At 69.0% G+C, this 25,773-nt stretch carries 28 protein-coding genes; 21 read left to right on the forward strand and 7 right to left on the reverse strand.

Annotated elements, in window-relative coordinates; translation table 11 throughout:
* Window positions 1-53: 53 nt before the first annotated feature.
* Window positions 54-935, reverse strand: coding sequence for a sterol desaturase family protein (locus ACILR4_RS05485; RefSeq protein ID WP_395699829.1), 882 nt, complete (start codon window positions 933-935; stop codon window positions 54-56).
* A 104-nt stretch (window positions 936-1,039) separates the two neighbouring features.
* Between ACILR4_RS05485 and ACILR4_RS05490 the strand changes: the two genes are divergently transcribed.
* Window positions 1,040-1,960 (forward strand): LysR family transcriptional regulator, encoded by a 921-nt coding sequence (locus tag ACILR4_RS05490; protein WP_395699830.1) that lies wholly within the window; start codon window positions 1,040-1,042, stop codon window positions 1,958-1,960.
* A gap of 6 nt (window positions 1,961-1,966) precedes the next feature.
* Here ACILR4_RS05490 and ACILR4_RS05495 read toward each other — a convergent pair whose 3' ends face one another.
* The gene (locus tag ACILR4_RS05495) at window positions 1,967-2,851 is read right to left on the reverse strand and encodes an amidohydrolase family protein (RefSeq protein WP_395699831.1); all 885 of its coding nucleotides are present in this window, start codon (window positions 2,849-2,851) and stop codon (window positions 1,967-1,969) included.
* A gap of 158 nt (window positions 2,852-3,009) precedes the next feature.
* On the opposite strand from ACILR4_RS05495, the gene ACILR4_RS05500 reads away from it, so the two are divergent.
* From ACILR4_RS05500 to ACILR4_RS05585, 18 genes are all read left to right on the forward strand, one after another.
* Complete coding sequence (locus ACILR4_RS05500) at window positions 3,010-3,819, forward strand: crotonase/enoyl-CoA hydratase family protein (RefSeq protein ID WP_395699832.1); 810 nt, start codon at window positions 3,010-3,012, stop codon at window positions 3,817-3,819.
* A complete protein-coding gene (locus ACILR4_RS05505) occupies window positions 3,816-5,687 on the forward strand; it encodes a feruloyl-CoA synthase (protein WP_395699833.1) in 1,872 nt (623 codons plus the stop codon). Before ACILR4_RS05500 ends, ACILR4_RS05505 begins: the two co-directional genes overlap by 4 nt.
* A gap of 12 nt (window positions 5,688-5,699) precedes the next feature.
* Entirely contained in the window at window positions 5,700-6,464 is a 765-nt protein-coding gene (locus ACILR4_RS05510; protein WP_395699834.1) for an SDR family NAD(P)-dependent oxidoreductase, read from the forward strand.
* A 21-nt stretch (window positions 6,465-6,485) separates the two neighbouring features.
* Window positions 6,486-6,905, forward strand: coding sequence for an acyl-CoA thioesterase (locus ACILR4_RS05515; RefSeq protein ID WP_395699835.1), 420 nt, complete (start codon window positions 6,486-6,488; stop codon window positions 6,903-6,905).
* Window positions 6,906-6,937: 32 nt separating this feature from the next.
* A complete protein-coding gene (locus ACILR4_RS05520) occupies window positions 6,938-8,074 on the forward strand; it encodes an ABC transporter substrate-binding protein (protein ID WP_395699836.1) in 1,137 nt (378 codons plus the stop codon).
* A gap of 106 nt (window positions 8,075-8,180) precedes the next feature.
* Window positions 8,181-9,218: a branched-chain amino acid ABC transporter permease gene (locus ACILR4_RS05525; RefSeq protein ID WP_395699837.1), complete on the forward strand. Its 1,038-nt coding sequence runs from the start codon at window positions 8,181-8,183 to the stop codon at window positions 9,216-9,218.
* A gap of 37 nt (window positions 9,219-9,255) precedes the next feature.
* Window positions 9,256-11,052, forward strand: coding sequence for an ABC transporter permease subunit (locus tag ACILR4_RS05530; RefSeq protein ID WP_395699838.1), 1,797 nt, complete (start codon window positions 9,256-9,258; stop codon window positions 11,050-11,052).
* Window position 11,053: 1 nt separating this feature from the next.
* Complete coding sequence (locus ACILR4_RS05535) at window positions 11,054-11,788, forward strand: ABC transporter ATP-binding protein (RefSeq protein ID WP_395699839.1); 735 nt, start codon at window positions 11,054-11,056, stop codon at window positions 11,786-11,788.
* The gene (locus ACILR4_RS05540) at window positions 11,781-12,260 is read left to right on the forward strand and encodes a MarR family winged helix-turn-helix transcriptional regulator (RefSeq protein ID WP_395699840.1); all 480 of its coding nucleotides are present in this window, start codon (window positions 11,781-11,783) and stop codon (window positions 12,258-12,260) included. Before ACILR4_RS05535 ends, ACILR4_RS05540 begins: the two co-directional genes overlap by 8 nt.
* 373 nt (window positions 12,261-12,633) lie before the next feature.
* A complete protein-coding gene (gene paaI / locus ACILR4_RS05545; RefSeq protein WP_395699841.1) occupies window positions 12,634-13,098 on the forward strand; it encodes a hydroxyphenylacetyl-CoA thioesterase PaaI in 465 nt (154 codons plus the stop codon).
* A gap of 4 nt (window positions 13,099-13,102) precedes the next feature.
* On the forward strand, window positions 13,103-14,410 hold the full coding sequence (paaK, locus tag ACILR4_RS05550; RefSeq protein WP_395699842.1) for a phenylacetate--CoA ligase PaaK: 1,308 nt from the start codon (window positions 13,103-13,105) through the stop codon (window positions 14,408-14,410).
* A 22-nt stretch (window positions 14,411-14,432) separates the two neighbouring features.
* Complete coding sequence (gene paaA / locus ACILR4_RS05555; RefSeq protein WP_395699843.1) at window positions 14,433-15,440, forward strand: 1,2-phenylacetyl-CoA epoxidase subunit PaaA; 1,008 nt, start codon at window positions 14,433-14,435, stop codon at window positions 15,438-15,440.
* 13 nt (window positions 15,441-15,453) lie between these two features.
* Entirely contained in the window at window positions 15,454-15,747 is a 294-nt protein-coding gene (gene paaB, locus ACILR4_RS05560; RefSeq protein WP_395699844.1) for a 1,2-phenylacetyl-CoA epoxidase subunit PaaB, read from the forward strand.
* A 10-nt stretch (window positions 15,748-15,757) separates the two neighbouring features.
* Entirely contained in the window at window positions 15,758-16,543 is a 786-nt protein-coding gene (paaC, locus tag ACILR4_RS05565) for a 1,2-phenylacetyl-CoA epoxidase subunit PaaC (RefSeq protein WP_395699845.1), read from the forward strand.
* The gene (gene paaD, locus ACILR4_RS05570; RefSeq protein ID WP_395699918.1) at window positions 16,543-17,040 is read left to right on the forward strand and encodes a 1,2-phenylacetyl-CoA epoxidase subunit PaaD; all 498 of its coding nucleotides are present in this window, start codon (window positions 16,543-16,545) and stop codon (window positions 17,038-17,040) included. The genes paaC and paaD overlap by 1 nt, the downstream gene beginning before the upstream one ends.
* Window positions 17,041-17,050: 10 nt before the next feature.
* On the forward strand, window positions 17,051-18,130 hold the full coding sequence (gene paaE / locus ACILR4_RS05575; RefSeq protein ID WP_395699846.1) for a 1,2-phenylacetyl-CoA epoxidase subunit PaaE: 1,080 nt from the start codon (window positions 17,051-17,053) through the stop codon (window positions 18,128-18,130).
* On the forward strand, window positions 18,130-18,795 hold the full coding sequence (locus ACILR4_RS05580; protein WP_395699847.1) for a TetR/AcrR family transcriptional regulator: 666 nt from the start codon (window positions 18,130-18,132) through the stop codon (window positions 18,793-18,795). The genes paaE and ACILR4_RS05580 overlap by 1 nt, the downstream gene beginning before the upstream one ends.
* Entirely contained in the window at window positions 18,792-19,946 is a 1,155-nt protein-coding gene (locus ACILR4_RS05585; RefSeq protein WP_395699848.1) for an ABC transporter substrate-binding protein, read from the forward strand. Before ACILR4_RS05580 ends, ACILR4_RS05585 begins: the two co-directional genes overlap by 4 nt.
* 19 nt (window positions 19,947-19,965) lie before the next feature.
* On the opposite strand, the gene ACILR4_RS05590 is transcribed toward ACILR4_RS05585, so the two are convergent.
* Window positions 19,966-20,478, reverse strand: a complete 513-nt coding sequence (locus ACILR4_RS05590; protein WP_395699849.1) for an Lrp/AsnC family transcriptional regulator — start codon at window positions 20,476-20,478, stop codon at window positions 19,966-19,968.
* Between ACILR4_RS05590 and ACILR4_RS05595 the strand changes: the two genes are divergently transcribed.
* Window positions 20,477-20,614, forward strand: a complete 138-nt coding sequence (locus ACILR4_RS05595) for a hypothetical protein (RefSeq protein ID WP_395699850.1) — start codon at window positions 20,477-20,479, stop codon at window positions 20,612-20,614. The genes ACILR4_RS05590 and ACILR4_RS05595 overlap by 2 nt on opposite strands.
* Window positions 20,611-21,315 carry a hypothetical protein gene (locus tag ACILR4_RS05600; protein ID WP_395699851.1) on the forward strand — a complete coding sequence of 235 codons (705 nt, stop codon included), beginning with the start codon at window positions 20,611-20,613 and terminating at the stop codon, window positions 21,313-21,315. Before ACILR4_RS05595 ends, ACILR4_RS05600 begins: the two co-directional genes overlap by 4 nt.
* Before the next feature lie 53 nt (window positions 21,316-21,368).
* Here ACILR4_RS05600 and ACILR4_RS05605 read toward each other — a convergent pair whose 3' ends face one another.
* From ACILR4_RS05605 to ACILR4_RS05620, 4 genes are all read right to left on the reverse strand, one after another.
* The gene (locus ACILR4_RS05605) at window positions 21,369-22,472 is read right to left on the reverse strand and encodes a nucleotidyltransferase family protein (RefSeq protein WP_395699852.1); all 1,104 of its coding nucleotides are present in this window, start codon (window positions 22,470-22,472) and stop codon (window positions 21,369-21,371) included.
* Window positions 22,469-23,332 carry an HprK-related kinase A gene (locus ACILR4_RS05610; protein ID WP_395699853.1) on the reverse strand — a complete coding sequence of 288 codons (864 nt, stop codon included), beginning with the start codon at window positions 23,330-23,332 and terminating at the stop codon, window positions 22,469-22,471. The genes ACILR4_RS05605 and ACILR4_RS05610 overlap by 4 nt, the downstream gene beginning before the upstream one ends.
* A 320-nt stretch (window positions 23,333-23,652) precedes the next feature.
* Entirely contained in the window at window positions 23,653-24,411 is a 759-nt protein-coding gene (locus ACILR4_RS05615) for a hypothetical protein (protein ID WP_395699854.1), read from the reverse strand.
* 160 nt (window positions 24,412-24,571) lie between these two features.
* Window positions 24,572-25,705, reverse strand: coding sequence for an aromatic ring-hydroxylating dioxygenase subunit alpha (locus ACILR4_RS05620; RefSeq protein WP_395699919.1), 1,134 nt, complete (start codon window positions 25,703-25,705; stop codon window positions 24,572-24,574).
* Between the last annotated feature and the right edge of the window lie 68 nt (window positions 25,706-25,773).

The following is a 25,773-nucleotide window of genomic DNA, read 5'->3' on the forward strand; positions in this document are numbered from 1 at the left end:
CCGCGTCGCAAGGCGCGGGGGTTTTGTCTTTGGGGCCAGCTCGATGGCTGGCGCTAGCTGCCGGCCGTGGCTGCGTCGGCGGCCTCTTCATAAGGCCGCCCGCCCGGCCGCAGCGCGCTGTGCGCCCGTGCCGACTGCGACAGCGGATAGAACATCTGGTCCGCCCAATGCTCCTCGCCGAACAGCTTGTCGTCCTGCAGGCCGACGGCGGGCGGGTACCGGCGGGTGATGTGTGCCGAGCCGAACAGCATGTCCCACACGAACAGCAGGTTGCCGAAATTGCCCTTGTAGTGGCCAATGCCGTCGGCATTGCTCAGCGCGTGGTGGGCCCAGTGCGTGGCCGGCGTCGAGATCGTGCGCTCGACCAGCCACATCAGCGGGCGCAGCGCCGGGATGCGATACAGCGGCTCGTCCCATCGCCAGGCGCAATGCGCGCCGAGGATCACGGCCATCTTCACGACGATGTAGAACGCATACACCTTGCCCAGGCCCAGGAACAGCAGCACGCCGGCAAGCCACAGGCCCGGCATCATCAGGTAGTAGAAGAAGTTGTTGCGGTAGGTGATGCGGATGCTCATGTACTGCGCCGAGTGGTGCGCGCGGTGCAGTGGCCACAGCAGCGGCGTGTGCGACAGGCGGTGCCACCAGTACTGCGTCATGTCGTCGGCCAGCAGCAGGATGCCGACCATCGCCCACCACGGCAGGCCGGCCCAGGCGTCGCGCTGGCCGGGCATCAGCCAGGTGCACACCTTGTCCGCGCCGAGCAGCGCGATCGGCTGCGCCAGCGCCAGCAGGCTGATGAACATCGCCAGTTCGAGCTTGGTGTCGTTGGCATTGGCGTGCACCGTGGCCTGGTAGCGCCGGCTCAGCCATTCCTTCGCGGCAAAGCCGAGGATCAGCGTGAGGATCAGGGTGTTCTGCAGCAGCGGGTTCATGGGCCGTAGGGGGGCGGTCGCGGAGGCCGTATTTACGGACGAGCCGTGCTCATGTGTCCAATGCATTGTTGACAACGGCCTGATGCATGGCCAGCATTGCGCCCATGGTGGACCTGAAGCGGCTGGCGCATGTGGTGGCCCTGGCGGACGAATGCCACTTCGCGCGCGCGGCCGAGCGCGTGCACCTGAGCCAGCCGGCCTTCAGTCGCAGCATCCAGGCGATCGAACGCGAGTTGGCGATGCGCTTGTTCGACCGCGAATCCGGCACCGTGCAGCCCACGCCGGCCGGTGCCTTCCTGATCGCCCGCGCGCGCCGCCTGCTGTTCGACGCGCGCTGCCTGCAGCGCGATGCCGAGCTCTACCGCAGCAGCGAGCTGGGTGACACCGCGTTCGGCGCCGGCCCCTTGCCGGCGGCCACCATCATGCCGCTGGTGCTGCCGGCGCTCCGGCGCCAGTACCCGGGTGTCGGCCTGCGGCTGGAGGTCAACAACTGGCAGCTGCTGTATCAGCGGCTGCTGGCCGAGGACATCGAGTTCTTCGTGGCCGACACGCGCGACCTGCCGGCCGACCCCGACATCGCGACCGCGTCCATTGGGCGTCAGAACGGCAACCTGTTCGCGCGGGCCGGCCATCCGCTGGCCGGCACCGACTGCCGCTTTGCGCAGGCCTGGCAACACGGGCTTGCCGCCACGCGGCTGCCCACGGTGGTGAAGGCATCGATGGCACAGCTGGCGGGCCTGCCGGCCGGCACACCGGCGGCGCTGGCGGTGGAATGCGACGACCTGAGCCTGCTGCGCACCCTGGCGCTGAACACCGACTCGGTGCTGGCCGTCTCCGATGCCGCGGTGCAGGAAGAGCTGCGCAGCGGCCTGCTGGTGCAGCTGAACGTCGCCGACCTGCCGCCGATGTTCGCGGAGATGGGCATCGTCACGCTGCTGAACCGCACGCCTTCGCCGATGGCGCAGCGGGCCATCGCCTGCGTGCGCGAGCTCGCGCAGCAGGTCAATGCGCCGCCGGGCGATTGATCGTCTTCAGGTCGCGGCAGGCGCTGCGCCGCCCAGCTTCAGCAGCCGCATCGCGTTCTCCTTCAGGATCAGCGGCTTGACCTTGTCCTTGAAGCCGGCCTCGTCGAAGTCCTTCATCCAGCGCTCGGGCGTGATCAGCGGATAGTCGCTGCCGAAGAGCATGCGGTCCTTCAGCAGCGTGTTCGCGTACTGCACCAGCTGGGGCGGAAAGTACTTCGGGCTCCAGCCCGAGAGATCGATCCACACATTGGGCTTGTGCAGCGCCAGCGACAGCGCCTCGTCCTGCCAGGGCCAGCTGGGGTGGGCGACGACGATCTGCATGTCGGGGAAGTCGATCGCCACGTCTTCCAGCAGCATCGGGTTCGAGTTCTGCAGGCGCAGACCGCCGCCGCAGCGCATGCCGGAGCCGATGCCCGAATGCCCGCTGTGGAAGATGGCCGGCAGCTGGTGCTCGGCAATCACTTCGTACAGCGGCCAGGCCATGCGGTCGTAGGGCAGGAAGCCCTGCACGGTGGGGTGGAACTTGAAGCCCTTGACGCCATGTTCCTCGATCAGGCGCCGCGCCTCGCGCGCGCCCATCTTGCCCTTGTGCGGATCGATCGACGCGAACGCGATCATCATGTCGCTGTTCTTCGCCGCAGCCTCGCAGATCTCCTCGTTCGGGATGCGGCGACGGCCGAGCTGGGCCTCGGAGTCCACCGTGAACATGACCAGCCCGAGCTTGCGCTCGCGGTAGTAGGCCACCGTCTCGTCGATGGTCGGCCGGCGGTTCGAGCCGAAGTACTTGTCGGCCGCGCGGTCGTATTCCTCGCCGTAGTTGTCGAAGGGGTTCCAGCACGACACCTCGGCATGCGTGTGGACATCGATCGCGATCAGCTCGTCGGCTTGCATTGAGGGCTCACATCATTCAACCAATGAATTAAGTCTATGCGCCGATCTGGCGGGCGTCCAGTCAATTTTCTTCGTCAGGTTTGTGTTGTATCCGGGTTTGTCCTAATCTTTAAGTTCAACTTCTGAAATATCTTTCGCCCCCAGAGAAGGACATCCCGATGAGTACCGACTTCCAAGCTGCGAGCGGCCTGCTGGCCACGCTGGACCTGCTGCAGATCTCGCAGCGCGGCAAGGTCATCCACATCCGGCTGAACCGGCCTGCCAAGCGCAATGCGCTCAGCGACACGCTGATTCAGCAGCTGCACACCGCGTTCGTCAACCTGCCGGCAGACGCGGCCGCCGCGGTGGTCAGCGGCGAGGGCGATCATTTCTGTGCCGGCCTGGACCTGTCCGAACTGGTGGCCACCGACGTGGCGGGCGGCGTTCTGCATTCGCGCATGTGGCATGCGGCCTTCGATCAGGTGCAGTTCGGCCGCGTGCCGGTGCTGGCGGTGCTGCATGGTGCGGTGGTGGGTGGCGGCCTGGAACTGGCCTCGGCCTGCCACGTGCGCGTGGCCGAGGCCTCGGCCTACTACGGGCTGCCGGAAGGGCAGCGCGGCCTGTTCGTCGGTGGTGGCGGTTCGGCCCGCATCCCGCGGCTGATGGGCGTGGCGCGCATGGCCGACATGATGCTCACCGGCCGCGTCTACGACGCCGAGCAGGGCCTGCAGGCTGGCCTGTCGCAGTACGTGGTGCCCGAAGGCCAGGGCCTGGCCAAGGCCTTCGAGCTGGCCGAGCGTATTGCCGGCAATGCGCCGATGTCCAACTTCGCGGTGATGCACGCGCTGCCGCGCATCGCCGACCAGTCGCAGAGCGACGGCCTGTTCACCGAATCGCTGATGGCCGCGGTGGCCGAGAGCACGCCGCAGGCGCAGGAACGGCTGCGTGCCTTCCTCGAGAAGCGCGCCGGCAAGGTGCTCAAGTCATGAGTGCCGCGATGCCGCGCTACCGCGATGCCCACGTGGGGGGCTGCCTCGAGGCGCAGATCGAGCGGCGCGCCGACGGCAGCACCGTGCTGCGCTCCACCGAGGCCTTGCGCTGGTACCCCGAGCGCCTGACCGATGCCCTGGAGCAGTGGGCGCGCGAAGCGCCCGAACGCACGCTGGTCGCCCAGCGCGAGCGTGGCGGCGGCCCGTGGCGCACGATCAGCTACGCGCAGATGCTGCAGCGCGCTCAGGCCGTCGGCCAGGCGCTGCTGGGCCTGGGCCTGTCGGTCGAGCGGCCGCTGGCCATCCTGTCTGACAACGACCTCGACCACCTGACGCTGGCGCTGGGCGCGATGTGGGCCGGCGTGCCCTACGCACCCATCTCGCCGGCCTATTCGCTGGTGTCGCAGGACTACGGCAAGCTGCGCCACATCGTCGGCACGCTGACGCCCGGCGCGGTGTTCGCCAGCGGTCCGGCCTTCGGCGCGGCGATCCAGGCGGCGTTCGCGCCCGACGTGCCGGTGCTGCTGAGCGAAGGCGCGATCGAAGGGCGCCGCGTCATTCACACGTCAGCCCTGTTGGCCACCGCGCCGGGCGAAGCCGTGGCGCGCGCGCATGCCGCGGTGGGGCCCGACACCATCGCCAAGTTCCTGTTCACCTCGGGTTCGACCAAGGCGCCCAAGGGCGTGGTCAACACGCACCGCATGCTGTGCGCCAACCAGCAGATGCTGCGCCAGACCATGGCCTTCGTCGGCGACGAGCCGCCGGTGCTGGTCGACTGGCTGCCGTGGAACCACACCTTCGGCGGCAACCACAACGTCGGCCTGGTGCTCTACAACGGCGGCTCGCTGTACATCGACGAAGGCAAGCCCACGCCCAAGGGCATTGCGCAGACCTTGCGCAACCTGCGCGAGATCTCGCCCACCGTGTATTTCAACGTGCCCAAGGGCTTCGAGGAAATCGCCATCGCGATGGACAGCGACAGGCAGCTGCGCGACACCCTGTTCAAGCGCGTGAAGGCCTTCATGTTCGCCGGCGCGGGCCTGTCGCAGCCGGTATGGGACAAGCTCGATGCGCACGGCGAGGCCGCCATCGGCGAACGCGTGCGCATCCTCACCGGCCTGGGCATGACCGAGACCGCGCCCTCGTGCACCTTCGCGGTGGGCACCGACGTGCGCTCGGGCCACATCGGCCTGCCGGTGCCGGGTGTCGAGGTCAAGCTCGTGAAGGACGCGTCCACCGGCGACAAGACCGAGATCCGCTTCCGCGGCCCGAACGTGATGCCGGGCTACTGGCGTGCGCCCGAGCAGACGCGCGAGGCCTTCGACGAGGAAGGCTTCTACCGCACCGGCGACGCGGTGCGCTGGATCGATGACGCGAACCCGCAGCGCGGCCTGCTGTTCGACGGTCGCACCGCCGAGGACTTCAAGCTCTCGACCGGTACCTTCGTCAGCGTCGGCCCGATGCGCGCGAAGATCGTCCAGGCCGGCGACCCCTGCGTGCAGGACGCGGTGCTCACCGGCATCAACCGCGACGAACTCGGCGCGCTGATCGTTCCGCGGCCGGACGAATGCCGCAAGCTGGCCGGCCTGCCCGACAGCGCGCCGCTGCCCGAGGTGTTGCACCACCCGGCGGTGCGCGCCTTCTTCCAGGCGCTGGCCGACCGGCTGTGGCGCGAGGCCACCGGCAGCGCAAACCGCGTCGCCCGCCTGCATGTGCTGGCCGAGCCGCCGTCGATCGACAAGGGCGAGATCACCGACAAGGGCTCGATCAACCAGCGCGCGGTGCTGACCCATCGTGCCGCGCTGGTCGAGGCGCTGTACGACGGTGGCGCGGCCGATCCCTTCCTGATCCTGCCGAACAAGGCCTGAAGAGGTGAACTGATGGACATTCGTGGACAAAGCGCGCTGGTCACCGGCGGTGGCTCGGGCCTGGGTGAAGCGGTGGCGCGCGAGCTGGCGCGCCAGGGCGCGAAGGTCGCGGTGCTCGACGTGAATGCCGAAGGTGCGCAGCGCGTCGCGGCCGAGATCGGCGGCATCGCCTGCCGCTGCGACATCACGCAGACCGAGCAGGTCGTCGCGGCGCTGGATGCTGCGACGGCCGCGCACGGCGTGCCGCGCATCGTGATGAACATCGCCGGCATCGGCACCGCCAAGCGCGTGATCGGCAAGGACGGATCGCCCGCGCCGCTGGAAGACTTCGAGCGCGTGGTGCGCATCAACCTGATCGGCACCTACAACGTCATCCGCCTCGCGGCCGCGCGCATCGCCACCTTGCCGCCGCTGGAGGACAACGAGCGCGGCGTGATGCTGTGCACCGCCTCGGTCGCGGCCTTCGACGGCCAGGTCGGCCAGGAGGCCTACTCGGCCAGCAAGGGCGGCATCGTCGGCATGACGCTGCCGCTGGCGCGCGACCTGGCGCAGTGGGGCGTGCGCGTGGTCACCATCGCGCCGGGGCTGTTCCTGACGCCGCTGATGCACCAGCTGCCGCCAGAGGTGCAGCAGTCGCTGGCCGCCTCGATCCCGTTCCCCAAGCGGCTGGGCAAGCCCGAGGAATTCGCGGCGCTGGCCGCGCACGTGGTGACGAACACGCACTTGAATGGCGAAGTGATCCGGCTCGACGGCGCGCTGCGCATGGCGCCACGCTGAGGCGCGCAGGGCGGCAGCAGCATGGGCAAGGTCCACATCCACCGCGTCGAGGTCTGCTTCGGCGATTGCGATCCCGCGGGCATCGTCTTCTTCCCGAACTTCTCGAAGTGGATGGACACCGCGTCGCTGGCCTTCTTCATGGCCTGCGGCGTGCCGCCGTGGCGCGAGCTGGCCAAGACGCGCGGCATCATCGGCACGCCGCTGCTCGAGATCCACACCCGCTTCATGAAGCCGGCCACCTATGGCGAGACGATCGAGGTGCACACCAGTGTGGAGGAGTGGGCGCTGAAGACCTTCCGCCACCGCCACGTGGTGCGGCGCGGCGACGACATCCTCTGTGAAGGTACCGAGGTGCGCGCCTTCTGCGTGCGCGACACTGCGAACCCCGATCGAATCAAGGCCATTCCGATTCCCGAGGACATCAAGGCGCTGTGCCTGTGATGCCACCACCTGAAGGCGCTAGGAGACTTGCGATGAAACTGATCAAGACACTGATCGCGGCCGGCACCGCGCTGCTGGCCACCTTGCCCGCCTGGGCAGACATCACCGTGGGCGTGAGCCTGCCGCTCACCGGCCCGGCCTCGGGCCTGGGCATCCCGATGCAGAACCAGTTCAAGCTCTGGCCGCAGACCATTGCCGGCCAGAAGGTGAACCTGATCGTGCTGGACGATGCCACCGACCCGACCAAGGGCGTGCAGAACGCGCGGCGTTTCGTCACCGAAGACAAGGCCGACATCATCATCGGCTCGGCCGCCACGCCGGTGGCCATCCCGATGGCCGACGTGGCCGCCGAATCGGGCACGGTGCAGCTGGCCGCCTCGCCGGCCGGCCTTCCCCCGGGCAAGGACCACTGGACCTTCCGCCTGCCGCAGTCCAACACCGTGATGGCCTTCGCGATGTTGAACACCATGCGCAAGCTCAACATCAAGACGGTGGGCTTCCTCGGCTACACCGACGCCTACGGCGAGCAGTGGTTGAAGGAGTTCACGCCGCTGGCCGAGAAGAGCGGCATCAAGATCGTCGCCACCGAGCGCTTCGCGCGCAGCGATACCAGCGTCACCGCCCAGGCGCTGAAGCTGGTGGCGGCCAACCCGGACGCGATGCTGATCGTGGCCTCGGGCTCGGGCGCTGCGATGCCGCAGAAGGCCATCGTCGAACGCGGCTACAAAGGCAAGGTCTTCCAGACCCATGCCGCGGCCACGCGCGACCTGATGCGCATTGGCGGCAAGGACGTCGAAGGCACCTACGTCGTCTCCGGTCCGGCCGTGGTGGGCGAGCTGCTGCCCGACAGCCACCCGTCCAAGCCGGTGGCCATCGACTTCGTCACCAAGTACGAGAAGGCCTATGGCCCGGGCTCGCGCAACCAGTTTGCCGGCCATGCCTATGACGCGCTGATCGTGCTGGAGAAGACGGTTCCGGTGGCGCTGAAGGCCGGCAAGCCGGGCACCAAGGAGTTCCGCGCCGCGCTGCGCGACGCCATCGAGAACATGGGCCGCACGGTGTTCTCGCACGGCATCATGAACTGGACCAAGGACGACCACTGGGGCTACACCAACAAGACCGGTGTGGTGCTGAAGGTCGTCAACGGCGACTGGGCCTACGAAGACTGAGTCCGGACGCGCAGGCCCGGAAGGGGCTGCGCGCCTGACGAAGGACTGGCCGCGATACCAGCGGCCAGGCTCTGAGCCAAGGTAACCCACTAAAGAAGCGGCCAAGATGGACCTGTCAATCGCCAGCATCCTGGCACTCGATGGCGTCACCAACGGTGCGGTCTACGCGCTGCTGGCGCTGGCCACGGTGCTGGTGTTTGCCGTCACCCGGGTGATCTTCATCCCGCAGGGCGAGTTCGTCGCCTTCGGGGCGCTGACGCTGGCCGTGTTCCAGCTCGGCAAGGTGCCCGGCACGGTGTGGTTCCTGCTCGTGCTGGCCGCTGGCGCAGCGGTGGCCGACGTGGTGCAGGGCCTGCAGCAGCACCAGTCGGCGCCGCGCGTGGCCGCTCGCGTGCTCCGCACGCTGGCCTATCCGGTGGCGATCTCGCTGGTCTGCATCTGGGCCGCGCCGAAGAACTTTCCGCTGCTGGTGCAGGCCCTGCTGACGCTGGCGCTGGTCACGCCCTTCGGATCGCTGATCTACCGCCTGGCCTATGAATCCTTGGCCGATGCCACCGTGCTGGTGCTGCTGATCGTCTCGGTCGGCGTGCACTTCGCGCTCACCGGCCTGGGTCTGTTCTTCTTCGGCGCCGAGGGCTTCCGCAACCCGAGCTTCTGGGATGCGCGCTTCAACGTCGGGGCGCTCACCTTCAGCGGACAGACGCTGATCATCTTCCTCGCGTCGATCGCGCTGATCGTCGCGCTGTGGCTGTTCTTCGAGCGCTCGCTGTACGGCAAGGCGCTGCGGGCCACAGCGGTCAATCGGCTGGGCGCGCGACTGATGGGCATATCGTCCGATTCGGCCGGGCGCCTCACCTTCACGATGGCCGCCTTCATTGGTGCGCTGTCCGGCCTGCTGATCGGCCCGACCACCACGGTGTTCTACGACTCCGGCTTCCTGATCGGCCTGAAAGGCTTCGTCGCCGCGGTGTTCGCAGGGCTCTCGAGCTATCCGCAGGCCCTGATCGGGGCGCTGTGCGTCGGCCTGCTGGAAAGCTTCGGCTCCTTCTGGGCCAGCGCCTTCAAGGAGGTGATCGTGTTCAGCTCGATCATCCCGGTGCTGCTGTGGCGCTCGCTGCGCGATCCGCACGGCGAAGAGCACTGACCCACCCCGCGACGACCACAACAAGCCCAAGCCTGCCATGCAGCGACTCGCCTTTCCCCTGTTCGCGGTGCTGATGCTGGTGGCGGTGCCGCTGCTGCCGCTGCCGGACTTCTGGATCACCCAGCTCAACTACATCGGCCTCTATGCGCTGGTGGCGCTGGGCCTGGTGCTGCTGACCGGCGTGGCCGGGCTCACCTCGTTCGGCCAGGCGGCCTTCGTCGGCGTGGGTGCCTACACCGCGGCCTTCCTGTCGGTGAAGCTGCCCGACCTGGCACCGGCCCTGGCCGGCGGCCTGCTGCAGTCGCCCTGGATCACGCTGGTGCTGGGCATCGTGTTGAGCGTCGTCGTCGCGCTGGCGCTGGGCGCGATCACGCTGCGCATGTCGGGCCACTACCTGCCGCTGGCCACCATCGCGTGGGGGCTGACCATCTTCTACACCATGTCGAACATGGAGTTCCTCGGCAAGTACGACGGCATCCTCGGCGTGCCGGCCATCACGCTGGCGGGCTTCAACCTCGGCAGCGGGCGTGGCATCTACCTGCTGATCTGGCTGTTCGCGCTGGTCGGCGCGCTGGCCGTCACGCACCTGCTCGATTCGCGGCCCGGCCGCGCGATCCGTGCGCTGAAGACCGGCACGACGATGGCCGAGGCCATGGGCATCTCCACCTTCCGCTACAAGGTGCTGGTGTTCGTGCTGGCGGCAGTGCTGGCGGCCATCTCGGGCTGGCTGTTCGCCCATTTCCAGCGCACGGTGAACCCCTCGCCCTTCGGCCTGCAGCGCGGCATCGAGTACCTGTTCATCGCGGTGCTGGGCGGCGTCGGCCACGTGTGGGGCGCCTTCCTCGGCGCGGCAGTGGTCAAGATCATCGAAGACCAGCTGCAGGTGCTGTTGCCCCAGCTGATCGGCACCAGCGGCAACTTCGAGATCATCGTGTTCGGCCTGGTGCTGGTGGCGGTGCTGAAGTACGCACCGGACGGGCTGTGGACCTTCGTCACCCGCTGGCTGCCGCAGCGCCAGCGCGTGCGCGACTGGGGCGATGCGCCGCGCCTGGCGCCGCGTGCCAAACCAGCTGGCGGTGAGCTGATGCTCGACGTGGCCGCGGTGCGCAAGACCTTCGGCGGGCTGGTGGCCGTCAACGACGTGAGCTTCCAGATCAAGAGCGGCGACATCGTCGGCCTGATCGGCCCGAACGGCGCGGGCAAGTCCACCACCTTCAACCTGATCACCGGCGTGCTCGAGCTCACCTCGGGCGAGGTGCGCTTCCGCGGCGAGCGCATCGACGGCAAGCCCTCGCGCGAGATTGCGCGGCGCGGCATCTCGCGCACCTTCCAGCACGTGAAGATGATTCCCGAGATGACGGTGCTGGAAAACGTGGCGCTGGGCGGCTACCTACGCACCCAGTCCGGCGCGGTGCGCGCGATGCTGCGGCTGGACCGGGCCGAGGAGAAGCGCCTGTTCGCCGAGGCCGAGGCGCAGCTGGCGCGCATCGGCATGGCCGACAAGATGCACGAGCTGGCCGGCAACCTGGCGCTGGGCCCGCAGCGGCTGATGGAGATTGCCCGCGCGCTGTGCACCGACCCCGCGCTGCTGCTGCTGGACGAACCCGCCGCCGGCCTGCGCCACAAGGAAAAGCAGGCGCTGGCCGACGTGCTGCGCCAGCTGAAGGCCGAGGGCATGAGCATCCTGCTGGTCGAGCACGACATGGACTTCGTGATGGGCCTGACCGACCGCATCGTCGTGATGGAGTTCGGCACCCGGCTGATCGAAGGCACGCCGGCCGAGGTGCAGGCCAGCCCGGTCGTGCGCGCGGCCTACCTCGGAACGGAACACTGAGATGAGCGACGCATTGCTCCAGGTCACCGGCCTGCATGCCGGCTACGGCCGCGCCGAGGTGCTGACCGGCCTGAACTTCGCGGTGGCCAAGGGCCAGGTGGCCACCATCATCGGACCCAACGGCGCGGGCAAGTCCACCACGCTGAACGCGCTGATGGCGGTGCTGCCCTCACGCGGGCAGGTGCGCTTCGACGGCGTGGACCTTGCCGACGTCACGCTGGAAGAGCGCGTGATGCTGGGCCTGGCGCTGGTGCCCGAGAAGCGCGAGCTGTTCGGCACCATGCCGGTGGAAGACAACCTGGTGCTCGGCGGATTCCGCGCGATGAAGCTGCGGGTGCCGAACTGGCGTGGCGAACTCGAGCGCGTCTACACGCTGTTCCCGCGGCTGAAGGAGCGGCGCATGCAACTGGCCGGAACGCTCTCCGGTGGCGAACGGCAGATGCTGGCGGTGGGCCGAGCGCTGATGTCCGGCCCCAAGCTGCTGATGCTGGACGAACCCAGCCTGGGCCTGGCGCCGCTGATCGTGCGCGAGATCTTCCGCATCATCGAGCAGCTGCGCGCGCAGGGCGTCAGCATCCTGCTGATCGAGCAGAACGCCCGCGCCGCGCTCGAGGTGGCCGACCATGGCTACGTGCTGGAGACCGGCAGCATCGCGCTCGAAGGGCCGGCCCGGCAGCTGGCGGTGGACCCGCGGGTGATCGACACCTACCTGGGCGCCGCACGCAAGCGTGACTGAACCCAGGCGCGTGGCGAAGGAACGGATGGCACCGGAGCGCGAGATCACGCTCGGCACGCTCTCCGACGTGCTGGGCTACCACATCGCCCAGGCCGCGGTCACCACGGTGGACATGTTCGAGCGCCACGTGGGCGAGCGCTTCAACCTGCGCAAGGTGGAGTTCTCGATCCTGATGCTGCTGCTGGCCAATGGCCCGCTATCGCCCAAAAGGCTCGGCCAGGTGCTGGCCCTGAGCGCGCCGAACCTGACGCTGCTGCTGGACCGCCTGCAGGCACGCGAGCTGCTGCGCCGCGAGCGCAATCTGGCCGACCGACGCTCGCAGAACATCGTGCTCACCGATGCCGGGCTGGTGCTCTCGCGCGAGGCGGCGCAGGCCGCCGGCCCGATGGAGCGCGAACTAGACGGCCGCCTCAGCGCGGCCGAGCGCGCGATGCTGTTCGAGCTGCTGCGCAAGGTGGCCGGCGGACGCTGAGCCGCGCATCAGGCGCGATCCCAGGCGCGGCGCGCGGCGCTGCTGTCGCTGGCGGCTGGCTTGGATGAGCAGGCGGGAACGGGTCATGTCGGGCTCCTTCGATGCGTTGCCGGCTGGTGGGCAGCCGATGGATGCATGCTGAGTGGCGGCCGTTGCAGATCCGTTGCATCGCCGGGAGTGGAAAGTTTCACTCCGGTCGCAGCCGGCAACCGGGCGTGACTTCCGTCGCGCCGGCGGCAGGGGCTCGGACCAGGCACCTCGCTTGGGGGAAACCCCGCCCCGCACCGGCTTGCCTTGACGGCAAGGACGGCCTTAGCATTCGCTCAAAATTAATCGACCGACCGGTCGGTACCCTTCTGGAGTCCATCGAGCCATGAGCGACAGCGCCGCCGCAGCCCAGCAGATCGCCGAGCAGGTGCGGGCGCAGATGCTGGCCCACGACACCGTGCTGCGCACGCTGGGCATCACGGTGGACGCCATCGGCCCCGGCAGCGCCCGCGCGTCGATGACGGTGCGGGCGGACATGCTCAACGGCTTCGCGATCTGTCATGGCGGCCTGGTGGCCACGCTGGCCGACACGGCCTTCGCCTATGCCTGCAATGCCTATGACGAGCTGACCGTGGCCTCGGGCTTTGCGATGGAACTGTTCGCGCCTTCGCACGAGGGCGACGTGTTGACCGCGCAAGCGAACGAGCTCAACAAGTCCGGTCGCACCGGTGTCTACGACATCGAGGTGCGCAACCAGCGCGGCCAGCGCATTGCGGCCTTCCGTGGCCGCTCGTACACGATGAAGGGGCGGCCGGTCATCGGCGGCAGCCCGGTCACGCGAGGAACCTGAAGCCATGCCCGTGAAGCAACCCCGCGCCGGCGACCTGGAGCCCATCGAGCGCGCCAGCCGCGACGAGCTGCAGGCTCTGCAACTGCAGCGCCTGCAGCAGACGCTGGCGCAGGCCTACGAGCGCGTGCCGCACTACCGCAAGGCGTTCGACGAGCGCGGCGTGCACCCGTCCGACTGCCGCACGCTGGCCGACCTGGCGAAGTTCCCGTTCACGTCCAAGGCCGACCTGCGCGCGAACTATCCCTTCGGCATGTTCGCGGTGCCGCGCGAGCAGGTGGTGCGCATCCATGCGTCATCGGGCACCACCGGCAAGCCCACCGTGGTGGGCTACACGCAGGCCGACATCGACACCTGGGCGCAGCTGATGGCGCGCTCGATCCGCGCTGCCGGCGGCCGCGCCGGCGACATCGTGCACGTGGCCTACGGCTATGGCCTGTTCACCGGCGGCCTGGGCGCGCACTACGGCGCCGAACGCCTGGGCTGCACGGTGATCCCGATGTCCGGCGGCCAGACCGAGAAGCAGGTGCAGCTGATCCAGGACTTCCGGCCCGACATCATCATGGTGACGCCGAGCTACATGCAGGTGATCATCGAGGAGTTCCGGCGCCAGGGCGCGGACCCGCGCGCGATGTCCATCAGCGTGGGCATCTTCGGCGCCGAGCCCTGGACCGAGGCGATGCGGGCCGACATCGAGGCCAGCGCGGCGATCGATGCGGTGGACATCTACGGCCTCTCGGAAGTGATGGGCCCGGGCGTGGCCAACGAGTGCATCGAGTCCAAGGACGGCCCGGTGATCTGGGAGGACCACTTCTATCCCGAGATCATCGACCCCGACACCGGCGAGGTGCTGCCCGAGGGCAGTGAAGGCGAGCTGGTGTTCACCACGCTGACCAAGCAGGCGCTGCCGGTCATCCGCTACCGCACGCGCGACCTCACGCGCCTGCTGCCGCCCACCGCGCGCAGCATGCGGCGCATGGGCAAGATCGTCGGGCGCTCGGACGACATGCTGATCATCCGCGGCGTCAACGTGTTTCCCACGCAGATCGAGGAACTGGTGCTCAAGCAGGGGCAGCTGGCCGGCCAGTACCAGCTGGTGGTGACGCGCGAATCGCTGCTCGACGCGCTGGAGGTGCGCTGCGAGCTGCTGCCCGAGCATGCCGGCGCGCCCGCCGAGGCCATCGGCCACGAGCTGCAGCACCGCATCAAGACCTTGATCGGCGTCAGTGCGCGCGTCACGGTGGGTGCACCAGACTCGATCGAGCGCACGCTGGTCGGCAAGGCGCGCCGCGTCATCGACCGGCGGCCGCGCTAGACAACACACGAAAGGAGCGGCCATGTACACCCAGGCCATGGACACGGCACCCCCGGAAGCGCGCGCCAGGGTGCGCACGGCCGACGAGGCGGTGCTGGAAGAGCGCTTCGATGCGCGCATCGACGAAGGCGGCTTCATCGAGCCGCGCGACTGGATGCCAGCGCACTACCGCAAGACCCTGCTGCGCCAGATCAGCCAGCATGCGCATTCCGAGATCGTCGGCATGCTGCCCGAGGGCAACTGGGTCACGCGTGCGCCCACGCTCAAGCGCAAGGCCATCCTGCTGGCCAAGATCCAGGACGAGGGTGGCCACGGCCTGTACCTGTACGCCGCGGCCGAGACGCTGGGCGAGAGCCGCGACCAGATGATCGAGGCGCTGCACGCGGGCCGCGCCAAGTACAGCTCGATCTTCAACTACCCGACGCTGACCTGGGCCGATGTCGGCGTGATCGGCTGGCTGGTCGACGGCGCGGCGATCATGAACCAGATCCCGCTGTGCCGCTGCAGCTATGGGCCTTATGCCCGGGCGATGATCCGCATCTGCCGCGAGGAATCGTTCCACCAGCGCCAGGGCTACGACGCGCTGCTGACGATGATGCAGAAGGGCACCGACGCACAGCGCGCGATGGTGCAGGACGCGGTGAACCGCTGGTGGTGGCCCAGCCTGATGATGTTCGGCCCGCCGGACAGCGAGAGCACGCACTCGGCGCAGTCGATGCGCTGGGGCATCAAGCGCATCAGCAACGACGACCTGCGCCAGAAGTTCGTCGACGCCACGGTGCAGCAGGCCCAGGTGCTGGGCGTGACGATGCCCGACCCGCTGCTGAAATGGAACGAGGCACGCGGCCACCATGACTTCGGCCCGATCGACTGGGACGAGTTCTGGCGCGTGGTGGGCGGCGACGGCCCTTGCAACCGCGAGCGGCTGGCCGCGCGCATCAAGGCCCGCGACGACGGCGCCTGGGTGCGCGAGGCCGCGCTGGCGCACGAGCGCAAGCGCGCGGCGCGCGCGCAGCAACAGGCGGCCTGAAGGAGGCAATGACATGGATAACGTTCAAAACGAGTGGCCGCTGTGGGAAGTGTTCGTGCGCCCGAAGGCCGGCCTGGACCACAAGCACTGCGGCAGCCTGCATGCGTCCGACGCCAAGATGGCGGTGCGCATGGCACGCGAGGTCTACACCCGGCGCCAGGAAGGCGTGAGCATCTGGGTGGTGCGCTCGGACCAGATCGTCGCCAGCGACCCGGACCAGAAGGACCAGCTGTTCGAGCCGGCCGACGACAAGGTCTACCGCCACCCGACCTTCTACACGCTGCCCGACGCAGTGAACCACATGTAGCGGGGCCGGCATGACCGCATCGATCACGCTGCCGCCGCGGGCGGACACCGACTACATCCTGCGCATCGCCGACACCGCGCTGATCCACGCGCAGCGCCTGTGCGAATGGTGCGGCCACGCGCCCATCATCGAGGAAGACATCGCGCTGTCGAACATGGCGCTGGACCTGCTGGGTCAGGCGCGCGCACTGCTGTCGCATGTTGCGGCGCTCGATGGCCGCGGCCTCGACGAGGACCAGCTCGCCTTCCTGCGCGACGAGTCCGGCTACCGCAACCTCACGCTGGCCGAGCTGCCGCTGCGCCGCGGCGGTGGCGACTTTGCCGACACCGTGCTGCGCAACCTGCTGCTGGCGGGCTGGTTCAAGCTGCTGTGGCAGCGGCTGCAGGCCTCGCGCGATGCCGAGCTGGCGGCCATCGCGGGCAAGGCGCTGAAGGAGGCGCGCTACCACCAGGGCCATGCCGCCGAATGGGTGGTTAGGCTGGGCGACGGCACCGCCGAATCGGCCGCCCGCATGCAGGCCGCGCTGCAGCGGGCCTGGCCCTACGTGGCCGAGCTGTTCGAAGCCGATGCGGTGGATGCCGCCGCGGCGCAGACGGGCCTCGGGCCTTCGCTGGCCGAATTGCAGGCCGAATGGCGCGCCGAGCTGCAGCCGGTGCTGGACGAGGCGGGCCTGGTGCCGCCGGCCGTCACGGCTTTCCGCTCCACCGGCCGCAATGGCCGCCACAGCGAGCACATGGGTTACCTGCTGGCCGAGATGCAGCACCTGCAGCGCGCCTACCCCGGGGGTGCCTGGTGATGTGCGGCGCCGAGCTGCGCGACCGGGCCACGCTGGCGCGCGAGGTGCTGGCCACCGTGATGGACCCCGAGGTGCCGGTGATCTCGCTGCTGGACCTGGGCCTGGTGCGCGCGCTGCACAGCGACGACGACGGCCTGGAGGTCGTGCTCACGCCCACCTACTCCGGCTGTCCGGCCACCGAGCTGATCGAGTCGATGGCGCGCGAGGCGCTGGAGGCCGCAGGCCTCGGGCCGGTGCGTGTCCGGCTGCAGCGGGCGCCCGCCTGGACCACCGACTGGATCAGCGACGAAGGCCGCCGCAAGCTGCGCGAGTACGGCATCGCGCCGCCGGGCCCGCGCGTGGAGCAGACGATCCGCTTCGCCACGCCGCAGGTGCCGTGCCCGCGCTGCGGCTCGCAGCAGACCGAGCGGCTCTCGGCCTTCGGTGCCACCGCCTGCAAGGCGCTGTACCGCTGCCGCGCCTGCGCCGAGCCCTTCGAATACTTCAAGCCGCTGTGAGCCCTGGACGATGAGCACCGACACCCACTTCCACGCGCTGCGCATCGCCGAATGCCGGCCCGAGGCCGAAGATGCGCTGGTGCTGGGCCTCGAGATACCGGCCGCGCTGCGCGAGGCCTTCCGCTTCGAGCCCGGCCAGCACCTCACGCTGCGCCACACGCTGGCCGGCGAGGAACAGCGCCGCTCCTATTCCATCTGCTCGGGCACCGACGAGCCCTTGCTGCGCGTGGGCATCCGCCGCGTGCCGGGCGGCGTGTTCTCGGGCTGGGTGCACCAGGCGCTGCAGGCCGGCGACCGCATCGAGGTGATGCCGCCGCAGGGCCGCTTCGTGTTCCGGCCCGAGCCCGGCGCGCGCCGGCATGTGCTGGCGATCGCCGGCGGCAGCGGCATCACGCCGATCCTGGCCATCGTCCGCAGCCTGCTAGCGCAGGAACCGGGCAGCCGCTGCACGCTGATCTACGGCAACCGCAGCGGCGCCTCGACGATGTTCAAGGACGAGCTGGAAGACCTGAAGAACCGCCACCTGACGCGGCTGGCCATCCACACCGTGTTCTCGCGCGAGCCGGTCGATGCACCGCTGAACAGCGGCCGCGTCGACCACGACAAGCTGGCGCTGTTCCTGCGGACGCTGGTCGACGTGCGGGGCGTGGATGCCGCCTACATCTGCGGCCCGCATGCGATGAACGACGAGGCCGAGGCCGCGCTGCGCGAGGCCGGGCTGGCGCCCGAGCGCATCCATGTCGAACGCTTCGGCGTGCCGGGCGAGGGCGCTGCCCCAACCGTCGCGCCGCAGGCCGGGGACGCGGCGCAGGCGCAGATCACCATCGTGCGCGACGGGCTCACCCGCGTGGTGCCCTTCGAGGCCCGCGACGGCCACCTGCTGCAGGCCGCCGCGCGCGCCGGCATGGACGTGCCGTACTCCTGCAAGTCCGGCGTCTGCGGCACCTGCCGCGCGCGGCTGCAGGCCGGCGAGGTGCGCATGGACCGCAACTTCGCGCTCGAGCAGGCCGACCTCGCTGCCGGCTTCATCCTCACCTGCCAGGCGCATCCTCTGACGCCGACGGTGACGGTCTCGTTCGACGACCGCTGATGGCCCGCACCCGCAGCGCCGGCTTCGACGACCAGCGCGAGTTGATCCTCGCGCAGGCCGCAGCGCTGTTCGCGCACCAGGGCTACCCCTTGACCTCGATGAACCAGGTGGCTGCGGCCTGCGGCATCAGCAAGCCGACGCTGTACCACTACGTGCGCGACAAGCACGAGCTGCTGCTGCGCGTGGCCGAAGCCCACATCGCCCGGCTGCAGGCGCTGGTGGCCGCGGTCCGGGCCGAAGAGCTGCCGCCGCGCGAGGCGCTGGCGCAACTGATCCTGCGCTTCGTGCAGGCCTATGCCGATGCGCAGCACCAGCACCGCGTGCTGACCGAGGACGTGAAGTTCCTCGACGCCGAGGCGCGCGAGCGGGTGCTCGGTGGCGAACGCCAGGTCGTCGCGGCCTTTGCCGAGACCGTGGCCGCGCTGCGACCGGACCTGGCCGGTGCCGCGCTCGCCACGCCGTTGACGATGCTGCTGTTCGGCATGATCAACTGGATGTTCACCTGGCTGAAGCCCGACGGGCCGCTGAGCCATGCCGCGATGGCGCCGGTCGTCGTCGATCTTTTCCTCGGTGGCTTGGCGTCGGTCCGGATGCCTGAAGCGCCGCCGCCGGGCCACACTGCCGATTCCCGTACCCGAAGGACGAAAAAGGAGACCGTCGCATGAAGATCCTGAAGCTGCGCCCCTGGCTGGCCGCGTTGGCGCTGGCCGCCACCGCGCTGGCCGCGCGGGCCGACATCACCGTGGGCGTCACCGTCTCGGCCACCGGGCCGGCGGCATCGCTCGGCATTCCCGAGAAGAACACGATCGACTTGCTACCCAAGACGATGAGCGGCCACAAGGTCAACTACATCGTGCTCGACGACGCTTCGGACACCACGGCCGCGGTGGCCAATGCCCGGCGGCTGATCACCGAGAGCAAGGTCGACGTGATCATCGGCTCCACCACCACGCCGAACTCGCTGGCGATGCTCGACGTGGTGTCCGAGAGCCAGACGCCGATGATCTCGCTGGCGGCCTCGTCGCGCATCGTCGAGCCCATGGACGCCAAGCGCCGCTGGGTCTTCAAGACGCCGCAGAACGACATCATGATGGCGCTGGCGATCGCCCAGCACATGGCCGACCATGGCATCAAGACGGTCGGCTTCATCGGCTTTGCCGACGCCTATGGCGAGGGCTGGCTCACCGAGTTCGGCAAGGCCGCCGGCCTGAAGGGCATTTCGGTTGTGGCCTCCGAGCGCTACAACCGCACCGATTCGTCGGTCACCGGCCAGGTGCTCAAGCTCACCTCGGCCAATCCGCAGGCCATCCTGATCGCCGGCTCCGGCACGCCGGCTGCCCTGCCGCAGAAGGCCCTGAAGGAGCGTGGCTACACCGGCAAGGTCTACCAGACCCACGGCGTGGCCAACAACGATTTCCTGCGCGTCGGCGGCAAGGACGTCGAAGGCACCTACCTGCCCTCGGGCGGCGTGCTGGTGGCCACGCAGCTGCCGGACAACCACCCGGTGCGCAAGACCGCGCTGCACTACGTCACCACCTACGAGGCGGCCTACGGCAAGGGCTCGGTGTCCACCTTCGGCGCGCATGCCTGGGACGCCGGCCTGCTGCTGCAGGCGGCGGTGGCGTCGGTGGGCAAGACCGCCGAGCCTGGCACGCCGGCCTTCCGCGCCGCGCTGCGCGATGCGCTGGAGCGCGTGCGCAACGTGGCGGGCGCGCACGGGGTGTTCAACATGTCGGCCAACGACCACCTCGGGCTGGACCAGCGCGCGCGGGTGATGGTGAAGATCGACAAGGGCGCCTGGCTGTACCAGCCCTGAGACCGGGGCGCGCCAGCGCTCAGCGGGTGCGGCGGCGCGGTGCCGCCGTGCCGTCCTGCCCCAGCGGCAGCGTGGCGTCGGACTTCACCTCGCGCAGCACGATGCTCGAGCGCACGTGCGTCACGCCGGGCAGCTTGAACAGCGTGTCCTGCAGGAAGCGCTCGTAGCGCTTGATGTCCGGCGCCAGCACGGTGAGGATGTAGTCGGCCGATCCGGTGGCCGACACGCAGCGCACGATCTGCGGGCAGGCGGCCACCGCCTCCTCGAAGCGCCGCACATGCTGCTCGCTGTGGCGATCGAGGTTGACCTCGGTGACGGCCGAGATGTTCAGGCCCACCGCCTCGCGGTCCACCGTGACCGTGTAGCCCCGGATCACGCCGGCGGCTTCCATGTCCTTGATGCGGCGCCAGCAGGGCGTGGGCGACAGGCCCACCGCTTCGGCGATCTGCTGCAGCGTCTGCCGCGCGTCGCGCTGCAGTTCGAGCAGGATGTTCAGGCTGTGCTGGTCGAGAAGTGAAGTGTTCTCGTTCATGGCTGAATTCGAGAAGAAAATTCTCAATTGTGGCGAAGATGCTGGTGCATTGAGGAAGATTTCTCTCGTCTTCGAGTGCAATGATGCCGCCTTTCCCTGGAGCGCGGCAGCGCTGCCGCGCACTCCCTGCGCATGAACTGGACTTCGATGTTCGAAGGCGAGGCGCTGGCCGCGGCGGTGGAGCCCTTCGCGATGCTGGTGCACCGCGTCAAGGCCCAGGCTGCCGGCGCGCGTGCGCCGAGTCTCGTGGCGTTGGTCGCAGGCGGCCTGCGGCCCCGCCTGCCCCTGCTGGACGACGACGCGGCGGCCGAGCATGGCTGGGTCGGACCCTTGTTTGCCGAGCACACCGGCTGGCACCGGCGCGCCGACCTCGACGAGGTGGGCCTGTTCCTCGATCCGCGCTCGCTCGACGGGCTGGGCCAGCTGCGCCGGCAACTGCTGCAGCACTGGCAGGTGGATGCCGCGGGCGGCGCGGCGCGCGCGCTGGCCGACCTGGTCGACCCGCGGCGGCCCGAGGTGGTGGCGGTCTACGGGCAGCCCTGGCGGCTGCGGCAGCAGCTCGCGCGCGAGGGGCGGGCCCTGGTGCCGTCGGCTTTCGCAATCGTGCCTTTGCCCGAGTTCATCGGTGCCCAGGCCATGCTGCCGGCCCGGCCGCATGGCGTGGGGGATGCGGGCATCCTGGTACGCCTGGTGCGCGCGCTGCTCGCCCAGCCGGCCACCGCGGCCCCAGGCGATGGCGTTCAGCAGGTCTACCGTGCGGCGGCAGCGGCCTACTTCGAGCTGGCTCGGCGGCTGCGCCGCGAACGCGGACCGGGACCGGCGGCTGGCCGCTGCTGAAGGCCTTCAGCGCCGCGCATCTGGCCTGAGGCGGGTAGTGGCTGTCGCCCTGCTCAGGCGGCCTCGCTGTCGGCGGCTGCGCCGCGCTGACGCATCCACGCCTTGCGCGCCAGATGACGGGCCAGCAATCCGACAGGCATGCGCAGGGCATGCGCGCGCAGGTAGACCCGCTGTCGGGCCCACGCAGCGCGCAGGCCGCCCGTGCCGGGCGATGGCGCCAGCAGGGCTGCTTCGTAGGTGCCCTGCCACTGGCTCCACCGCCGGGCTGGCGCCAGCGACTGCTCGAGCGACGCCACCCAGCCCGCTGGCACGGGGGTTTCGAACAGCCGGGCGACCAGCCGCAGGCCCAGGGCGACCGGCCCGGCGAGGTCGTTGCCGGCGGCCACCGCCTGCAGGCGTTCCCAGAAGCCAGGCGTCCGGGCAAAGAGCCGCAACATCCGGTCGGCGTCATTCAGGTCGCGCAACCCGTTCTGCAACTCACCCTCGTGCACCAGGTGCGTGAGGCAGTGCGTCACGAGGTCTTCCGGGCAGGGAACGCGCAGCGCGGGCAGGTCCGGCAGCGGCCGCGAACGCGCCAGGATGCTCTTCGGGTCGGGCGCGTTGCGGGCCGTCAGCGGCAGGATGTTGTGATGGATGTCGAGCACGGTCCCTCGACGCACGTGGCTCATCGGCGGCAGCTCGTGCATCCATTCGCGGTAGTAGCGCTGGTCGTAGGGGTCGCTTTTCGCGCTGATCCAGCCTTGCAGCATCAGGCAGCTTTCCACGTCGCCCAGCGCTTCTCTGGGCACCAGGATGTCGACGTCGCCAAACAGGCGTCCCCGTCCGATCTCCGGGTAGGCCATGACATAGGCGCTGCCCTTGAGCAGGACGACCGGGATGCCGAGCGGGCCCAGTGCGTCCTGGAGCTGATGCGCCTCCCAACGGATCGACAGGTGCTGGCGTTCACCCATCCGGCGCATCCCCTCCAGATGGCGCTGGGCCTGCGCGCAAGGCCGCACGCCGGTGCCGTCCAGCCGTGTCGCCAGGGCGCCGAGGAGATTGGCATCGCGCGCGGTGGCCACCAGGACCGACCAGTCGGCGTTGGTGAGATGGCTGGCTCGGTCGGGTTCCACCAGGATCCGCAGCAGGTCGAGCCGGGCTTGCCGCGTCGACCTCATGTGACGCAGATCCTTCGAATGCCCTCCAGGCCCTGCTCGGTCGAGCCATAGACCAGTTCGTGGCAGCTCACATGATCGAGCATGGCGCACAGGGCCTCGAAGCCCGGGGCCCCCATGCGTTCGCCGTTGAACGACTGCTCGGAGATCAGCGTGAAGGCTTCGACCCGGCTGAGCTGCTCGATGCGCAGGGTTGCCCCTGCCTCGAATCGCGGGAACACGATCCAGGCTGCGCGCGCCCGCTGGTCTGCCTGCCGCAGTGAAGCCGGCGGGCAGGCCGCGTGGGTGATCGTTCCCTTGCGGGTGTCGCGGTAGATGGGTCCGAGGCGTGCTTCCGGAAAGGCTGCCACCACATCGATCGAGTTGTTCTTCAGGCTGATGGGGCGGGGGTGCGGCAGCAGCAGTCCGTCGGCGGGGTCCAGCACCGTCATTTCATCGGAGAGCAGGCGCCAGCCCTCGATGAATGCGAGCGACGCGCACAGCGTGCTCTTGCCCGCGCCTGGGAAGCCTGGCATCACGAGCGCCGCGCCCTCGCGCGCCAGCACGGCGCCATGCATGACGAGCCAGCCCATGGGCCGTTGCGCCACGCACCAGTTCATGCCCCACTCGAACATCGGGGCCGCCTGGGCCGCTGGCAGCGGATAGAAGGGCTCGACGCCGTCCAGCAGGAACCTGGCCTGGCGCCGCCAGACCCTGCGCACGCCGCGGCCCGGCAGGATCTCGACGTCGAAGTCGATGAAGTCGCGACTGTCTTCCGACAGCAGGGACTGGGAATAGAAGGTCTCGACATGCCGGCGCACGGACGCGAAGGGCGAGCGCAGCCGGACCGTGAACGGCGGAATGTGCAGCGTGGCGTCGAACACCGGCGGTCAGGCAGCGTGGGCCGGCGTCGGCTGGATCAGCCCCGCTTCCTGCAGTCGCGCCAGGACGTTTGCCAAGGCATCGCCGACGTCCGACCCGTCCGTGCGCAGACCAAACTCGGCCTGCAATTGCCCCGCTGGAAGCGGGGCCCGGTCCAGCAGCCGTCGCAGTACGCGATGGCCGAGTTCATCCAGAACCCAGAAGTCTCCGGAGCAGGCATCGAAGGCCAGCCGATCCGAGGACTCGGGCCAGTCCGGCCCGAATCGAAGGTCACGTCCCGCGCGGATGGTCCACGCTGCCGCTGTGGCAGCGTGACCTGGCGCTACGCCTTGCACAGGTTGTCGACCGGGGCATTCACGTCGTACATGCCGCTGATGTAATTGATGACATCAGTGGCCGTCCAGGGCTTGGTGCAGGTGAGCGTGGTGGGGCAATACGAACCCTTGGTGCTCAGCTGAACCCACATGTCGATGACCTGGGCCTTGGTGAGGGGGTACTTGGCGCTCGAACCCTGGAAATAGCCGGCATTGAGCCAGGCGCAACTGAGGTGGCGCAGCAACTGGCCCACGCCACCCGGCCCACCGAACATCGCATCGTTGGGCGCGTTGATGACCCACCAGATGCTCACGGCACCCTTGTACGCACTCTTCGACGTCCAGCCTGAGAAGATGCTCTGGATCGTCGTACCCTGGTTGGTGATGTCGCTGAAGACGACCTGATTCAGGTTGCTCGTGCAGGTGACGATGTTGCCGTTGAACTGCGGAAAGACGCCGCCTGCCGTCGTCCAGTTGGGCGAGTGCTGGGGCTGCACCCAATAGCCGGGCGAGAGACCGCCGGAGCAGGTGGTGCCGTTGCCCGCACGCGGGCTGGTGTTGCCGCTCATCATCGCCGAAGGGCTCTGGCAGACCCCGCCTCCCAGCGCCGACTTGGCGCTGATGGCCATCAGCACGCCTGCGCCACCGCCCACACCGCGGAACAGGCGCCGGCGTCCGGCGTTCAGCGGGGTGGGGCCCGTCAGGGGATCGACATCGTGCGGCGCGCTGGGGAGCGTGTCCCGATCACCGTCGAAGCTGTTGTTCATCATGCAATTCCCCTGCGAGCCTGTGGAGTGCAAGCCAAGTGCTTGTCCTTAAATTATCAGTTGGAGCCCCACCCGCCGCCCCCCCCTCAATCAGGGTGAGGCGCCAGCCGGGGGGCGGGGCGTGACAAACTGGCACTTCGAGCGCCTCCCTGGGCCGGGCCTACCAGCTGGCGCGCCCGATGCCCATCACGCGCCGGTACCACTCGTGGAAGTGGCGCATGCCGTCCTCCATCGGGCTCTGGTAGGGGCCGGCCTCGTCGTCGCCGCGCTCCATCAACGCGCGGCGGCCGGCGTCCATGCGCTCGGCGATCTCGTCATCCTCGACGCAGGTCTCCATGTAGGCGGCCTGTTCGGCCTCGACCAGCTCGCGCTCGAAGGCGGCCACTTCCTCGGGGTAGTAGAACTCGACGACGTTCAGCGTCTTCTGCGGACCCTTGGGGTACAGCGCCGAGACCACCAGCACGTGCGGGTACCACTCGATCATGATGTTCGGGTAGTACGTGAGCCAGATCGCACCATGCGCCGGTGGCTGGCCACCGTTGAAGGCCATCACCGCCTCGTGCCAGCGCCGGTAGGTGGCCGAGCCGGGGCGGGCCAGCGCGTCGCGTACGCCCACCGTCTGCACCGAGTGGTGGCGGCCGAATTCCCACTGCAGGTCGTCGCAGCTGACGAAGCGGCCCAGCCCCGGGTGGAACGGCCCGACGTGGTAGTCCTCGAGGTAGACCTCGATGAAGGTCTTCCAGTTGTAGTTGCACTCGTGCAGCTGCACCTTGTCGAGCACGTAGCCGCTGAAGTCCAGCTGCGCGCGCGGGCCGATGCCGTCGAGCTCGCCGACGATGTCGCGGCCGTTGTCCTCGAACACCAGGCCGTTCCAGGTGCGGGTGCGATAGTTGTTCAGGTGCAGGCAGGGGTCCTGCTCGAAGTGCGGCGCGCCCTGCAGCTGGCCCTGCAGGTCGTAGGTCCAGCGGTGCAGGGGGCAGACGATGTTCGAGCGGGTGTTGCCGCGGCCGCGCAGCATCACGGCCTGGCGGTGGCGACAGACATTGGACAGCAGCCGCACGCCCTCGGGCGTGCGCACCAGCGCGCGGCCCTCGCCTTCCTGGGGCAGCGCGTAGAAGTCGCCCACCTCGGGCACGGCCAGCTCGTGCCCGAGGTAGCGCGGGCCGTGCTGGAAGATCAGCTCCATCTCGCGACGGAAGAGGTCTTCGGCGAAGTAGGTGGTGACTGAGAGTTGCGAGCGCGTGCTTGAATGGCTGCGCGCAAGAGCTTCGAGACTGATGCTCAGGTCCGACATGATCCCCAGGATCTCCAGCAAGGATGTCAAAACCCCCACCCGGTGGCCCCGCGGATGGGTTTGTCCAA

Origin of the sequence: Aquabacterium sp., from assembly GCF_044226965.1 — a bacterium.
GTDB lineage: Bacteria > Pseudomonadota > Gammaproteobacteria > Burkholderiales > Burkholderiaceae_C > Pseudaquabacterium.